This is a genomic window from Bradyrhizobium sp. WD16 (genome assembly GCF_024181725.1).
Lineage (GTDB): Bacteria > Pseudomonadota > Alphaproteobacteria > Rhizobiales > Xanthobacteraceae > Bradyrhizobium_A.
The window spans coordinates 2577384-2589856 of record NZ_CP028908.1; the positions used below are offsets into that span (position 1 = coordinate 2577384).

At 67.5% G+C, this 12473-nt stretch carries 15 protein-coding genes; 6 read left to right on the forward strand and 9 right to left on the reverse strand.

The features are described 5' to 3' along the window. Positions 1-2: 2 nt before the first annotated feature. Positions 3-566, forward strand: a complete 564-nt coding sequence (locus tag DB459_RS11935; RefSeq protein ID WP_371926929.1) for a disulfide bond formation protein B — start codon at positions 3-5, stop codon at positions 564-566. A 44-nt stretch (positions 567-610) separates the two neighbouring features. On the opposite strand, the gene DB459_RS11940 is transcribed toward DB459_RS11935, so the two are convergent. Both DB459_RS11940 and DB459_RS11945 read right to left on the reverse strand, forming a co-directional pair. Continuing rightward, a complete protein-coding gene (locus tag DB459_RS11940) occupies positions 611-1675 on the reverse strand; it encodes an AbrB family transcriptional regulator (RefSeq protein ID WP_253713073.1) in 1065 nt (354 codons plus the stop codon). A gap of 220 nt (positions 1676-1895) precedes the next feature. Further along, a complete protein-coding gene (locus tag DB459_RS11945) occupies positions 1896-2216 on the reverse strand; it encodes a PsiF family protein (protein WP_253713074.1) in 321 nt (106 codons plus the stop codon). A gap of 210 nt (positions 2217-2426) precedes the next feature. Between DB459_RS11945 and DB459_RS11950 the strand changes: the two genes are divergently transcribed. The 3 genes from DB459_RS11950 (at position 2427) to DB459_RS11960 (ending at position 4268) form a co-directional block, all read left to right on the forward strand. Beyond that, on the forward strand, positions 2427-2918 hold the full coding sequence (locus DB459_RS11950) for a hypothetical protein (RefSeq protein ID WP_371926930.1): 492 nt from the start codon (positions 2427-2429) through the stop codon (positions 2916-2918). A gap of 237 nt (positions 2919-3155) precedes the next feature. Continuing rightward, positions 3156-3533, forward strand: coding sequence for a CidA/LrgA family protein (locus DB459_RS11955; protein WP_253713075.1), 378 nt, complete (start codon positions 3156-3158; stop codon positions 3531-3533). A 12-nt stretch (positions 3534-3545) separates the two neighbouring features. Next, the gene (locus DB459_RS11960; protein ID WP_253713076.1) at positions 3546-4268 is read left to right on the forward strand and encodes an LrgB family protein; all 723 of its coding nucleotides are present in this window, start codon (positions 3546-3548) and stop codon (positions 4266-4268) included. Between the two features lie 9 nt (positions 4269-4277). Here the strand turns inward: DB459_RS11960 and DB459_RS11965 are convergent, their stop codons facing one another. From DB459_RS11965 to DB459_RS11980, 4 genes are all read right to left on the reverse strand, one after another. Beyond that, the gene (locus DB459_RS11965) at positions 4278-4658 is read right to left on the reverse strand and encodes a nitrile hydratase accessory protein (protein ID WP_253713077.1); all 381 of its coding nucleotides are present in this window, start codon (positions 4656-4658) and stop codon (positions 4278-4280) included. Further along, on the reverse strand, positions 4655-5356 hold the full coding sequence (gene nthB, locus DB459_RS11970; RefSeq protein ID WP_253713078.1) for a nitrile hydratase subunit beta: 702 nt from the start codon (positions 5354-5356) through the stop codon (positions 4655-4657). Before nthB ends, DB459_RS11965 begins: the two co-directional genes overlap by 4 nt. Then, positions 5356-5976, reverse strand: coding sequence for a nitrile hydratase subunit alpha (gene nthA / locus DB459_RS11975; protein WP_253713079.1), 621 nt, complete (start codon positions 5974-5976; stop codon positions 5356-5358). The genes nthB and nthA overlap by 1 nt, the downstream gene beginning before the upstream one ends. A gap of 136 nt (positions 5977-6112) precedes the next feature. Next, entirely contained in the window at positions 6113-7627 is a 1515-nt protein-coding gene (locus DB459_RS11980) for an AMP-binding protein (protein WP_253713080.1), read from the reverse strand. Between the two features lie 260 nt (positions 7628-7887). Between DB459_RS11980 and htpG the strand changes: the two genes are divergently transcribed. Next, positions 7888-9783 (forward strand): molecular chaperone HtpG, encoded by a 1896-nt coding sequence (htpG, locus tag DB459_RS11985; RefSeq protein ID WP_253713081.1) that lies wholly within the window; start codon positions 7888-7890, stop codon positions 9781-9783. Positions 9784-9996: 213 nt separating this feature from the next. Here htpG and DB459_RS11990 read toward each other — a convergent pair whose 3' ends face one another. Genes DB459_RS11990 through DB459_RS12000 form a run of 3 tightly spaced genes read right to left on the reverse strand, consistent with a single transcriptional unit; the run spans position 9997 to position 11995 of the window. After that, entirely contained in the window at positions 9997-10215 is a 219-nt protein-coding gene (locus tag DB459_RS11990; RefSeq protein WP_253713082.1) for a DUF2892 domain-containing protein, read from the reverse strand. Positions 10216-10271: 56 nt separating this feature from the next. After that, positions 10272-10718, reverse strand: a complete 447-nt coding sequence (locus tag DB459_RS11995) for a co-chaperone YbbN (RefSeq protein WP_253713083.1) — start codon at positions 10716-10718, stop codon at positions 10272-10274. Then, entirely contained in the window at positions 10718-11995 is a 1278-nt protein-coding gene (locus DB459_RS12000) for an NAD(P)/FAD-dependent oxidoreductase (RefSeq protein WP_253713084.1), read from the reverse strand. Before DB459_RS12000 ends, DB459_RS11995 begins: the two co-directional genes overlap by 1 nt. Before the next feature lie 131 nt (positions 11996-12126). On the opposite strand from DB459_RS12000, the gene DB459_RS12005 reads away from it, so the two are divergent. Next, entirely contained in the window at positions 12127-12459 is a 333-nt protein-coding gene (locus DB459_RS12005) for a metalloregulator ArsR/SmtB family transcription factor (protein WP_253713085.1), read from the forward strand. The last annotated feature ends 14 nt before the right edge of the window (positions 12460-12473 follow it).

Consider the following 12473-nt stretch of genomic DNA (forward strand, 5'->3'; position numbering starts at 1 on the left):
CCGTGAGCGTCGACAGCACCGCCAAATCCCGCGTCTCGCCCCCTCCGGCCGCCATCGCCGCCGCCGGCCCTGGCGCCGCATCGGCGGCGTGGGGTGTCGCCGCCGTCGGCGCCGCGACCATCGCCGGCGCCTGGTTCTTTCAGCTCGTGCTCGACATCCTGCCCTGTCCGCTCTGCCTCGAGCAGCGCTACGCCTATTATCTTGCCATTCCGCTCGCAGTGGTGACCGCCATCGCCGCCCGGCGCGGCGCGCCCCGCCCCTGGATCGCCATGGGGCTGGCCGTGGTGGCGCTCGCCATGCTCGCCAACACCGTGCTCGGCTCCTACCACGCCGGGGTCGAATGGGGCTTCTGGCCGGGGCCGACCGAATGTACCGGTCCGATCAACGACCTCGGCACCGCCGGCAGCATGCTCGAGCGCCTCGACAGCGTGAAGGTGATCCGCTGCGACGAGGTGCAGTGGCGTTTTCTCGGCCTCTCGCTCGCCGGCTACAACGTGCTGATCTCGCTCGCCATGGCGGCTTTGGCCGGCCTCGGCCTGCGCGGCCTTGCGCGCGCGGCGGCCTGATCTGATCGGCCGCGCCGGACCGCGCGCAGCCCGGCCAAGCCTTCCTAATCGTCGATCTCCTCGTCGGTGCGTCCGAACAGATGGACGATGCCGGGCGTGGCGATGGAGACGAACAGGAAGCGCGAAAGGTGGTGGGCACTGACGAAGATCGGGTCGATGTGCAGCGTGAGCGCCAGCGCCAGCATGGCATCCATGGCGCCGGGCGAGAACGACACGATGACGTCGCTCAAGCGCGCGTGGGTCACCAGCACCACCACGCCGACGAATACGGCCGAGATCGTGATCGCCACGGCGAAGGAGCCGAACGCCGCCGCGATATGGCTCAGCAGCGTCCGGCCGGAGATTCGCGCGAACCGCGTGCCGATCAGGGTGCCGATACCGATCAGGGCGGCGAAATAGGCCGGCAGCGGCAGGCCGCCCTCGATCATGCCGGCACCGTGCAGCAGGCCCGAGCCGAGCATGCCGCCGAACATCCAGGCGGCCGGGAATTTCAGCTTGTGCAGGCTGACGGCGGCGAGCAGCGCCGCAGCGGCGAGTTCTGCCAGTTCGAGCGGCGACGCGGCGGGGCCGCGGCCGGAAAAGCCGGCATGGGGCGCCAACCCGATCAGGCTCAGCAGCATCGGCAGTGCCGCGGTGAGGATGATCACCCGCATCGTCTGCACCACGGCGATGCCGGCAACGTCGGCCTTGCACTCGGTGGCGAGGGAGATGATCTGCGATAGCGCGCCAGGGGTGCCGGCGAGGAAGGCCGACATGCGGTCCCAACCGTGGAAGCGCCGCAGGTAGTAGCTGCTGGCGAAGGTCGCGCCGAAGGTCGAGATCGCGAGGATGCCGATGCTGAAAGGGTAATGCACCAGATTGTGCAGCATCTGCGGCGAAATCATCGAGCCCAGCGAGATGCCAAGGGTCATCAGGATGACGTGGGCCAGCGGTAGCGGCAGCCCGAGCGGCCGTCCCAGCGTGCCCATGGCGCCGACGGCGATCATGGCGCCGGAAATCAGTCCGCCCGGCAGGTTGGCCCACCAGAAGACGAGGCCGCCGGCGATGCCGATGGCGAGCGTTTCGATCAGGGTGAGCGTCGTGGCGCGGCTGGGCAGGCGGATCGGCAAGAACAACTGTCCGAAGGGCGGGACGAAGGAGATCGGGATCGGGAAAGCGCGGCCGGTTATGACAATGACCAGGCAGCGGCGCAATCGCAGACCGCCGCATGGCCGGCAGCGCGTCCCTCATGGCTGCAGGTCCGCGGTTCAAGGCGACGAAAAAGGGACGGCCGCACGGGCCGTCCCTATCGCACTGCAAAACCAGTGTACCGCTTCGGGCGAGCGCCGCTTACTTCTTCGTGCCGTCGCTCTTCGTGGCGTCGCCCTTCTTGGCGTCGCGCTTGCACTTGGCGCGGAATTTCTGGCGCTCCTTGCCGTGCAGGCCTTTGGCATCGGCCTCGGTCGAGCATTCCTTGGATTCGGCCGACATTTCCGGCTTGGCTTTCGCCGTCTTCGCCGCGGGCGCGGTTTTGGCGGCCGCGGGTGGGGGGGCGGGGGTCGTCGTCGGCGCCGGAGCCGGGGTCTGGGCGAAAGCCGTCCCGGTCAGCAACAGCGCGGCGAGCGTGGCGACGGCGGCATGGGACGTGATCGTCCTGAAGGCAAAGGTCATGGGCAGAACCTCATGGTTCAGCCGACGTGGTGTCGGCGGGATGCAAACAGTTGGCCCGCCCGCATGAACTGAAGATGAATGAACCGGCAGGGAGTGCCGGGCGACGCCGATGATTTTGTTTCATGGCGGCGCGTCGCCGCCTCCACATTTGCGCAAATCGGGTTAGGATGGCCGCCGATCTGGTGGGTCGATTTCGCTATGGAGGATTTCATGACCGTCTATCTCAGGTTGTCGAAGGCGCAGTTGTCCGGCGTGCTGCTGGCCGGCCTTGTCTGCGGCGTCGCCCTGCCGGCGCAGGCGCTGACGATGCAGGAATGCAGTGCCAAGTATAAGGCCGCCAAGGACGCCGGCACGCTCGGCGACCAGAAATGGAATGATTTCCGCAAGAGCCAGTGCGGTGGCGACGCTCAGCCGGCCGCGGCCACCACGGCCCCGAAGGCCGACGCGGCGGCGAAGAGCGATGCACCGAAGGAAGACAAGGCTGCGAAGTCGGCTGCGGCGCCCGCCGCGCCCGCCGGACCGGCGGTCTTCCCGACCGCGGTGTCGCCGAAATATTCCAGCGAGACCGCGGGCAGGGCTCGCCTGCACACCTGCCTCGATCAGTACAAGGCCAACAAGGACAAGAACGAGAATGGCGGGCTGAAGTGGATCCAGAAGGGCGGCGGCTATTACAGCGAATGCAGCAAGCGCCTGAAGGGCTGAGGGCGGCTCGGGCTCGGACTCGTCTCGGCCGGGCGACCCAGTACGCCGTGACACCTGCCGTCTTTGAAAGGCGTCTATCGCCGTGCATCACTTCGGCGACACGGAATACTGGATCCCCCGCTTGAAGCGGGGGACGACAGTCTTTGGCGGGGCACGGGCGGCTTGGCGGGCGCGCCGGCGCATGGCATGGCATGGCGGACGCCTGAACAACGCGATCTTCGCCGTAAGGAGCCCACCATGATCGCCAGCCTTGGCCTGATCCTGATCTGCCAGCTTGTCGGCGAGGTCTGCGTCCGTGGTGCCGGTGTGCCGATCCCCGGGCCGGTGGTCGGTTTCGTGCTGTTGATGCTGCTGCTCATGGCGCGTGACCAGATTCCCCTGGTCGCCCGCGGCCCCTTGACCGGCGGCGCGGTCGAGACCACAGCGAAAGGTCTGCTGCGGCATCTGTCGCTGATGTTCGTGCCGGCCGGCGTCGGTGTCGTGCAGAAGCTCGATCTGATCGCGAGCCACGGCTTCGCCGTTTTCGCCGCGCTGGCGCTGTCGGTGATCATCACCATGGTGGTGACGGTGGCGAGCTTCGTCGTCGCTGGCCGCTGGCTGGCGCCCCGCGGCTGATCCGGACGCGCCATGACCGCCAATCCCTTCGCCCTCTGGGTCTATCTCTCGCAGACGCCGCTGCTCTGGCTGTCGGTGACGCTCGCCGTCTATGCGGTGGCCGACGCGGTCTCGCTCGCCACCCGGCGGCATCCCCTGGCCAATCCGGTCCTGCATTCGATCTGGGTGATCGGCGGTTTTCTCGTCGTCACCGCGACGCCCTATGCGGTCTATTTCAGCGGTGCCCAGTTCGTGCATTTCCTGCTCGGCCCGGCGACCGTGGCGCTGGCGGTGCCGCTCTACGAGAATCGTGCCGTGGTGTTCCGTGCGCTGCTGCCGATGCTGGTTGCGCTCCTGGCGGGTTCGATCACCGCGGTGGCCTCGGTGGTCATCCTTGCGCAAGCCTTCGGCCTGCCGCGCGAGATCCTGCTGTCGCTGGCGCCGAAATCGGTCACCGCGGGCGTTGCCATGGGCATCAGCGAACAGCTCGGCGCCGATCCCGCGCTGACCGCGGTGGCCGTCATCCTCACCGGGATCATGGGGGCGATCGTGGTGACGCCATTGATGAATCGCATGGGCATCACCGATTTCCGCGCCCGCGGTTTCGCCGCCGGCCTCGCCTCCCACGGCATCGGCACCGCGCGGGCGTTCCAGGTGGACGAGGTCGCCGGCGTGTTCGCCGGCATCGCCATGAGTCTCAACGCGCTGGTGACATCGCTGCTGGTGCCGGTCGCGATCACGCTGCTGCTGAAGTAAGGCGGCGTTTCAAGCGAAATCCTGCGGCTGCAGCACGATCGGCCGGCCATGCGGCGTGCGCTCGCAGGCGCGGTCCCAGGCCTGCACCGTGCGCTCCAGGGTCTCGGCACTGGCGACGCCCTTCTCGGCGACCAGGGTCTCCAGCGTCGCGAGCCAGTGGTGGTAATAGGTGTCGCCGCTGTCGGGATCGCCTTCGGCCTGGGCAAGCCTGATCCGCCGCGCCAGCGCCGCCGCCCATTCCGGCCAGGTGAACAGGCCGCGCTCGTGCAGCGCCAGCGCCATGGCGAACGCCTGCGCCTCCCAGGGCTCGCGAAACACCGGTCCGTCGGCGTCGCGCGGCAGGCCGGGCAGGGCGTTGGCAGCGGCGGTCGCCGGGGCGGTGCGGGTCATGCCATTGCCTCCAGATAGCTCTCCCAGGCGTCGACCGAGACGATGCTGTTCGGCGCAGCGTTGTCGCCAAACAACTCGCTGCCGGCGAAGCGCACGGTGTAGAGCCATTGCGGCGCCTCGCCGTGGCCTGCGGCATTGCTGTCGGGAAAGACGTGGCAGCCATGGATGCGTTCGATGACGCCGACATGGCCGCGGGCATAGGCCGGCAGGCGGGTGTGGACCACCGGCATCTCGCCGCGGGTGCGCACCCGATCGCCGATGGAAAAGCGCGCCGGTGCTGATGCCGGGCGCTCGCTCGGTCCGCCCTGACGCAGCATGGCGTCGACGCCGTCTGCCGCCAGCACAGGCCGTTGCAGCGGCGGCGTCACCGCATGACCGGCGGCGAGATCGCCCGCCGTGATGAGCCCGCGCTCGTCCATCAGGCGCTCCAGCCCGGCGAGCCAGATCTCGTAATAGCTCAGGCTCAGATACTCGGCGTCGGGCCGGTTCTCGCGCGCCGAGCGCGACATGTCGATATTCCAGCCGCCGGGCCGCGCCATGGCGAGGGTGAGAGCGAAGGCGCGCCGCTCCCAGTCGGCGTGAAACAGCGGCTCGTTCGCTTCCGGGATCACCGGGCCGTCGAACGTGCCGGCCAGCTTCTTGCTGGCCAGATTCTTGCCGACCAGATTCTTGCCTCCCATGTCGTGGGCGCCGTCCATCATGCCGCTCCCGGTTGCGGCGGCAGGCCGGTGCCGATCATGCTGTCGCGGGTGACGAGCTCCGCAAGGGCTTCCTCGCTCAGGCCCTCGGTGCCGGCGGGCCGTTGCGGCAGCACCAGATAACGGATCTCGGCGGTGGAATCCCACACCCGGATGGTGACGTCGTCCGCCAGGGTCACGCCGAAGTCGCGCAGTACGCCGCGCGGATCGGACACCGCCCGCGAGCGATAGGGCGCCGACTTGTACCAGACCGGCGGCAGGCCGAGCACCGGCCACGGGTAGCAGGAGCACAGGGTGCAGACCACCATGTTGTGAACCTGCGGGGTGTTCTCGACCACGACGAGATGTTCGCCCTGGCGCCCGGCATAACCGAGCTCGCCGATTGCGGTGGTGCCGTTTTCCAGCAGCCGGGCCTTGTAGGCCGGATCGCTCCAGGCCCGCGCCACCACGCGTGCGCCGTTGCGTGGTCCGACCTTGATCTCATAGGTCTCGATCAGGCGGTCGAGCGCGGCGGGATCGACATAGCCCTTTTCGGTGAGGATGGTCTCGAGGGCGCGCACCCGCAACTCGGTGTCCGAGAGGTGCGAATGGTCGTGGTCGTGTTCGTGGGACGTGCTCATAGGCCAAGCATAGGCGAGCGGGTGGCGGGGAGTCGAGAGTCGGACCTGCCGGGGTGTTGGTTCCCTTGGCTTGACGTTCCTCGTGCGGTGGATCTGACGCTCGCTGCGAAGAGATACGAACGTTAGAACCGGGACACTACTCCACCGTCGCCGGCCGCGGCCGCAGCTGGAAGGCGCGGCCCTCGGCGATCCAGCGCTTGCGTTCGTCGCGCAGCAGCGTGCGGCGGGTCTTGCCGGCGTCGTCGCGCAGGCTCACCGGCGTGATCTCGTAGCTCTCCGGATGCTTGTTGCGGCTGAGCAGGTCCGACAGCACCGCGGCCATGCCGTCGACCACCTCCTCCGCGTCGGCCCCCTCGTTGATCTCGATGATGGCATGGATGCGATTGCCGAGTTCGGCGTCGGGCAGGCCGACGACGATCGCCGAGCGCACGTCGGGATGGGCCATGACCGCGGCTTCGACTTCGGCGGGATAGATGTTGGCGCCGCCCCGCAGGATCATGTCGCTGAGGCGGTCGCCGAGATAGAGATAGCCGTCGGCGTCGAGGCGGCCGATATCGCCGATGGATTCCCAGCCGTCGGGCCGCCGCTTCGGTTCGGCGCCGAGATAATGATAGCTGGTGCCGGCGCCGTCGGCGGGCAGGAAATAGACCTCGCCGGTTTCGCCGGGCGCGACCTCCTTGCCGTCCTCACCGATGATCCGCAAGGCGCAGGCGGCGGGATCGGGCTTGCCGACCGAGCCGCGATGGGCGAGCCATTCGCTGCCGCTGATCACGGTGCGGCCCTGGCGCTCGGTGCCGCCATAGAGTTCCCAGACCGTTTCCGGCCCGAGCCAGTCGATCCATTTCTCCTTGAGCCAGGCCGGCATCGGCGCCGCCATGTGGAACACGGTCTTGAGGCTGGAGACGTCGTAGCGGTTGCGCACTTCCTCGGGCAGCGACCAGATCCGGTGCATCATGGTCGGCACGAAATTCACCCATTCGAGGCGATGGGCGTCGATCAGGCGCAAGGTCTCCTCGGCGTCGAACTTCGTCATGCCGGTGACGCTGCCGCCGGCGAACAGGGCGAAATGCGACACGATGAACGGCGCGTTGTGATAGAGCGGCCCGGGATTGAGCAGCCTGACGCCGGGCTGCATGCTCAGCGGCGGCGCGGCGGCGGTGTCGGTGACCGCGGGCTGGTGATCGAGAATGATCTTCGGCCGCCCGGTCGAGCCGCCGCTGGTCATGGCCTTCCAGTAGCGCGCCAGCGGCCGGTCCAGCGGCTCGTCCGACACCCCCTCGGGAACGAAATTCTGCGGAACGGATTTCGGCGCGTTCCAGTCCGCCTCGCCGCCGACCACCAGCGCCGGCTTGAGGATTTCGAGGATGGCGGCAACCTCGCCGCGCGGCAGTCGGTGCGACAGCGAGGTTGGCGTCGCCCCGAGTTTCCACACCGCGAAACTCGTCTCATAGAAGGCGTTGCTGTTGGGCAGGCCGATGGCGACGAAATCGCCCGCCTTGACGCCGAGGTCGGCGAAGGCGCGGGCGCGGCGATTGGCGGCGCGTTCCAGTTCCTCCCAGGTGAGGCTGGCGGCGCCGTGGCGGACCGCGACGGTGTCCCTCGGCTTGCGCTCGGCATACCAGCGCGGCACCTCGGCCAATGGAATCAGCATGCATTTCCCCAGTATGATTGCTCGGCCGCTTGCTGCGGCGCGTTCCTTTTCTTTTGAACCAGGCGGGCCGATCCGTCCACCACTGCCGGCGCCGCATCCGCATGCGAGGCAGGAGCGGGTCGTCAACTTGGCCGTTGACGGACGGTATGCCGCTCGGCGAAAAACAGGACCGTCACCAACACGCCATCACCGATGCTCAAAGATCGTTGCGCCGCGGCCGCTGGTCGGCCGTCGTCGATTTGTCCGAGGATGAAACAAGCATGACCACCGCCACCGCCCCCGAGAGCCGCGCCTTCGAGGCCGATGTCGCCAAACTGCTGCGCCTGCTGGTGCACTCGGTCTATTCCGATCGCGACGTCTTCCTGCGCGAACTGATTTCCAACGCCGCCGATGCCTGCGAGAAGTTGCGCTACGAGGCGATCGCCGATCCGTCGCTGCTCGGCGACGATCCGCAGCCGCGCATCACCGTGCGCATCGACGCCGAGGCCGGCCGCCTCACCATCGAGGACAACGGCTTCGGCATGGATCACGACGATCTCGTCGCCTCGCTCGGCACCATCGCCAATTCCGGCACCAAGGCCTTCATGGAGCGGATCGAGGCCGCCAAGGGTGAGGGTCCCGAGGCGGCGAGCGCCCAACTCATCGGCCAGTTCGGTGTCGGGTTCTATTCCGCCTTCATGGTCGCCGACCTCGTCGACGTCGTCAGCCGCCGCGCCGGCACCGATCAGGCCTGGCTATGGTCGTCGGACGGCCAGGGCGGCTATACGGTGGCGCCGGCGGAAGGGGACGACGCGCCGCTGCGCGGCACCCGCGTGATCCTGCATCTCATCGAGGACGCCAAGACCTATCTCGACCGTTTGACGCTCGAGCGCATCATCAAGACCCGTTCCGGGCACGTGCCGGTGCCGATCGCGATCGTGGAGAAGCCGGGTGCCGAGGCGGCCGAGGTCGGCAGTGGCGCCGCGCTGTGGACGCGATCCAGGTCGGAGATCACGGCGCAGGAATATACCGATTTCTATCACTCGTTTGCCGGGCAGTTCGACGAGCCGGCCCTGACCATCCATGCCCGTGCCGAGGGCCGACACGAATACACCATGCTGCTGTTCGTGCCCGGCATGAAGCCGTTCGACCTGTTCGATCCGGATCGCAAGGGGCGCATCAAGCTTTACGTCAAACGGGTCTTCGTCACCGACGACGCCGAGATCGCGCCCCGCTATCTGCGCTTCGTGCGTGGCCTCGTCGATTCCGCCGACCTGCCGCTCAACGTCTCGCGCGAGATGATCCAGGGGTCGCCGATCCTGACCGCGATCAAGAAGGGCGTCTCCAGCCGCATCCTCTCCGAGCTGGAGAAGCTGGCGAAGTCGGACGTCGCCGCCTACGACAAGATCTGGTCGACCTTCGGCGCGGTGATCAAGGAAGGGCTCTACGAGGATTTCGAGCGGCGGCCGCAGCTGCTCGACCTCGCCCGCTTCACCACCACCACGTCGGGCGACGGTTGGCGGACGCTGAAGGACTATGTCGGTTCGCTCAAGCCGAACCAGACCGCGATCTATTACATCGCCGGCGATGACGCGGCGCGGCTCGCCGCCTCGCCGCATCTCGAAGGCTTCCGTGCCCGTGGCATCGAGGTGCTGCTGCTCAGCGACCAGGTCGACAGCTTCTGGGTGTCGGCGGGGCTCGATTACGAAGGCAAGCCGTTCAAGTCGGTGACCCAGGGCGCCGCAGAACTCGATCTGATCCCGCTGCCCGAGGCGGCCCCGCCACAGGACGCCGAGACCAGCGAGCGCATCGCGGGTTTCGTCGCCTTCGTCAAGGAGACCCTGGGCGAGGCGATTTCAGATGCCCGCGCGTCCGAGCGGCTGACCAGCAGCGCGGTATGCCTCGTCGCCCCCGACAGCGGCATGGACCGCCAGCTCGAGAAGATCCTCGCCGGCGCGGGGCGGATCGGCGCCGGCGCCAAGCCGGTGCTGGAAATCAATCCGCGCCACGACCTCGTCGTGGCCCTCGCGGCGGGCGGCACCGACGACAAAGAGGCGCGCGAAGACGCGGTGCGGCTGCTGTTCGACGAGGCGAAGATCCTCGACGGCGAGCCGATCGCCGATGCCCAGGCCTTCGCCGAGCGGCTCGGCCGGGTGATCCGGCGTGGGTTGGGGTGAACGGCGCGGGGCCGAAACACATTCTGCTGTCGCCGCCCGCGAAAGCGGGCGGCCCAGTAATCCGTGCCGGCGAGAACAGGCACGGCGACTGACGCCTGCGATGTCCCGGCGTACCGTTTTCAGCCTCTGACGAAATCTACGAGCCGGCTGCGGATCAGATGTGTGCATCTCGTAGGGGCAAGCCGGGCGATGACGGCGGAGAGTGGGCCGCGCTCAGCCCGCCTTCGACGCCTCGAAGGCGCAGCCGGACTTGAATCCGAGCTTGCCGAAGATCATCGCCGCCGGGCAGAAGCCGGTGAAGGCGGCCTGGAGCATGTTGGCGCCGATGAAGGCGGTGAACCACAGCCAATAGGGGCTGACGTAGACGGTGAGCGCGAGGCTGAGCAGGATCATCACGCCGGCGAAGGCGAGAACGGCGCGGTCGACATTCATGGTGGTCTCCTTGTTGTGCATGCGTGTGAATTGGAAGTTTGTGAACTGGAAGCCGGTCACGCCGCCTGGCCGAGCTCGCGGCGCGTCCAGGCGATGATGTTGCGGGCGTCCATGGCGCCGGCGTTGCGGGCGATCAGCTCGCCGTGCTGGAACAGCAGCAGCGCCGGAATGCCGGAGACCCCGAGCGCCGCGCTCGTCGGTTGGTGATCGTCGGCATTGAGTTTGAGCAGCCGGACCGACGGCTCGAGCTGGGTGGCGGCGGCGTCGAACATCGGCGCCATGGCGCGGCATGGACCGCACCACGGCGCCCAGACATCCACCAGCACCGGGATGTCGTTGGCGCGGCGGTGCTTGTCGAGTGCGGCGCCGTCCACCGCGGCGGGATGGCCGGAGAACAGCGGCCGGTGGCAGGCGCCGCATCGTGCGGCGCCTGCCGGCTTGTCCTGCGGCAGGCGGTTGGTGGCGGTGCAATGGGGGCAGACGATGTTGACCGTGGTGCTCATCAGCTTGCCTGTTTGATCTTTCGGATCCCCAGTTTCTCGAGAACGAAGCGCTCGTAGAACGGCTCGCTTTCGCCGAGCCGGATCTTGCGCAGGAAGAATTTCTCGAAAGCGACCTTGGCGTAATGCACCCAGGCGCCCTTCGACGACCAGTTGACGTTGCGCGGCGGTATTTCCGGCTGGGCGACGAAGGCGATGCCGCTGTCGCCGAAGTCGGCGAGACAGACCGCGTTCCAGGTGGCCTGGGCCGTCGCCGTCTCGCCGCGCAGCAGGGCGACGATGTTGATCGCGGTGGCGGTCACCATCGATTCGATCATGAAGCCGGTCTTGGGCACGCCGGTGGGGACCGGCGTCACCGTCACCGGCGGGATTGCGACGCCGACGCCGACAGCGAAGATATTGGGGAAGGCGGGGTTGCGCTGGGTCTTGTCGGTGAGGATGAAGCCGCGTGGATTGGTCAGGCCCTCGATGCCGCGCACCGCCGTGACGCCGCGGAAGGCCGGCAGCATCATGGAATAGGCGAACGGCAGTTCATGGGTGCGGACCACCGCGCCGTCGTCGCCGACTTCCTCGACCGTCATCTTGCCGGCCTCGACCGTCTTCACCTTGGCATTGGTGATCCATTTGATGTGGCGGTCGCGCATCTCGCTTTCGAGCAGGCCCTTGGTGTCGCCGACGCCGTCGAGGCCGAGGTGGCCGACATAGGGTTCGGACGTGACGAAGGTCATCGGCACGCGGTCGCGGATCCGGCGCTTGCGCAGCTCGGTATCGAGGATGAAGGCGAATTCATAGGCCGGTCCGAAGCATGAAGCGCCCTGTGCCGCGCCGACGATGATCGGGCCGGGGTTTTCGACGAAGCGTTCGAAGGCGGCCCTGGCCTTGAGCGCATGATCGACGTGGCAGACCGACTGGGTGTGGCCGTCGGGGCCAAGCCCCGGCACCTCGTCGAAGGCGAGCTCGGGGCCGGTGGCGATGACGAGGTAGTCGTAATCGATGCTGCTGCCGTCCTCGAGCTCGATGCGGTTTTCGGCGGGATGAGCCCGCCGCGCACCCTGGGTGAAATGACGGATGCCCTTGCGGCGCATGACCTCGTCGAGATCGATCTCGATGTCGGACTTCTCGCGCCAGCCGACCGCGACCCAGGGATTGGACGGAACAAAGTGATAGCGGCTGCCCTGGCCGATGACGCTCAGGCGGTCGCCCTTGCGTAGCTTGGGTGCGAGTTCATATGCCATCAGGGTGCCGCTCAGCCCGGCGCCGAGAACCACGATTTCCGCCATGACGTTCTCCCGTTGTTGGGCGTCGGCCGCTCCGCGGTTTGCCGCGGATCTCGCGCCGTCGCCGTGATTATCGGTTGACTATATATTCGAACATTCGTATATACGCAAGTATGAAAATAGATCCGTCCGAGATGAACTCAGCCGCCGGGGCGGCCAGCGATCTGCTCAAGGCCATGGCCAACCCCCATCGCCTGATGATCCTGTGCCAGCTCGTCGACGACGAGCATTCGGTCGGCGACCTCGCCGCCTTTCTCGGCATCCGCGATTCCACCGTGTCGCAGCATCTGGCGATCCTTCGCCGCGACGGCCTCGTCGACGCGCGGCGCGACGGTCAGACCGTCTGGTATTCAATTGCCAGCGCGCCGGCCCGGGAACTCGTCGAGGTGCTCTATCGCAGCTATTGCGCGCCAAAGAACGCCTGCCGGCCGACTTCAGCATCGCGCAGCAGCAAGGCGAGGCGTTGAGAGAGATCAAGGTC

Bases quoted from the DNA above. Each gene is read 5' to 3' on its own strand.
- DB459_RS11945 (WP_253713074.1), bottom strand. From the start codon at position 2,216: ATGACCTTTGCCTTCAGGACGATCACGTCCCATGCCGCCGTCGCCACG.
- DB459_RS11950 (WP_371926930.1), top strand. From the start codon at position 2,427: ATGACCGTCTATCTCAGGTTGTCGAAGGCGCAGTTGTCCGGCGTGCTG.
- DB459_RS11955 (WP_253713075.1), top strand. From the start codon at position 3,156: ATGATCGCCAGCCTTGGCCTGATCCTGATCTGCCAGCTTGTCGGCGAG.
- DB459_RS11960 (WP_253713076.1), top strand. From the start codon at position 3,546: ATGACCGCCAATCCCTTCGCCCTCTGGGTCTATCTCTCGCAGACGCCG.
- DB459_RS11965 (WP_253713077.1), bottom strand. From the start codon at position 4,658: ATGACCCGCACCGCCCCGGCGACCGCCGCTGCCAACGCCCTGCCCGGC.
- nthB (WP_253713078.1), bottom strand. From the start codon at position 5,356: ATGGACGGCGCCCACGACATGGGAGGCAAGAATCTGGTCGGCAAGAAT.
- nthA (WP_253713079.1), bottom strand. From the start codon at position 5,976: ATGAGCACGTCCCACGAACACGACCACGACCATTCGCACCTCTCGGAC.
- DB459_RS11980 (WP_253713080.1), bottom strand. From the start codon at position 7,627: ATGCTGATTCCATTGGCCGAGGTGCCGCGCTGGTATGCCGAGCGCAAG.
- htpG (WP_253713081.1), top strand. From the start codon at position 7,888: ATGACCACCGCCACCGCCCCCGAGAGCCGCGCCTTCGAGGCCGATGTC.
- DB459_RS11990 (WP_253713082.1), bottom strand. From the start codon at position 10,215: ATGAATGTCGACCGCGCCGTTCTCGCCTTCGCCGGCGTGATGATCCTG.
- DB459_RS11995 (WP_253713083.1), bottom strand. From the start codon at position 10,718: ATGAGCACCACGGTCAACATCGTCTGCCCCCATTGCACCGCCACCAAC.
- DB459_RS12000 (WP_253713084.1), bottom strand. From the start codon at position 11,995: ATGGCGGAAATCGTGGTTCTCGGCGCCGGGCTGAGCGGCACCCTGATG.
- DB459_RS12005 (WP_253713085.1), top strand. From the start codon at position 12,127: ATGAACTCAGCCGCCGGGGCGGCCAGCGATCTGCTCAAGGCCATGGCC.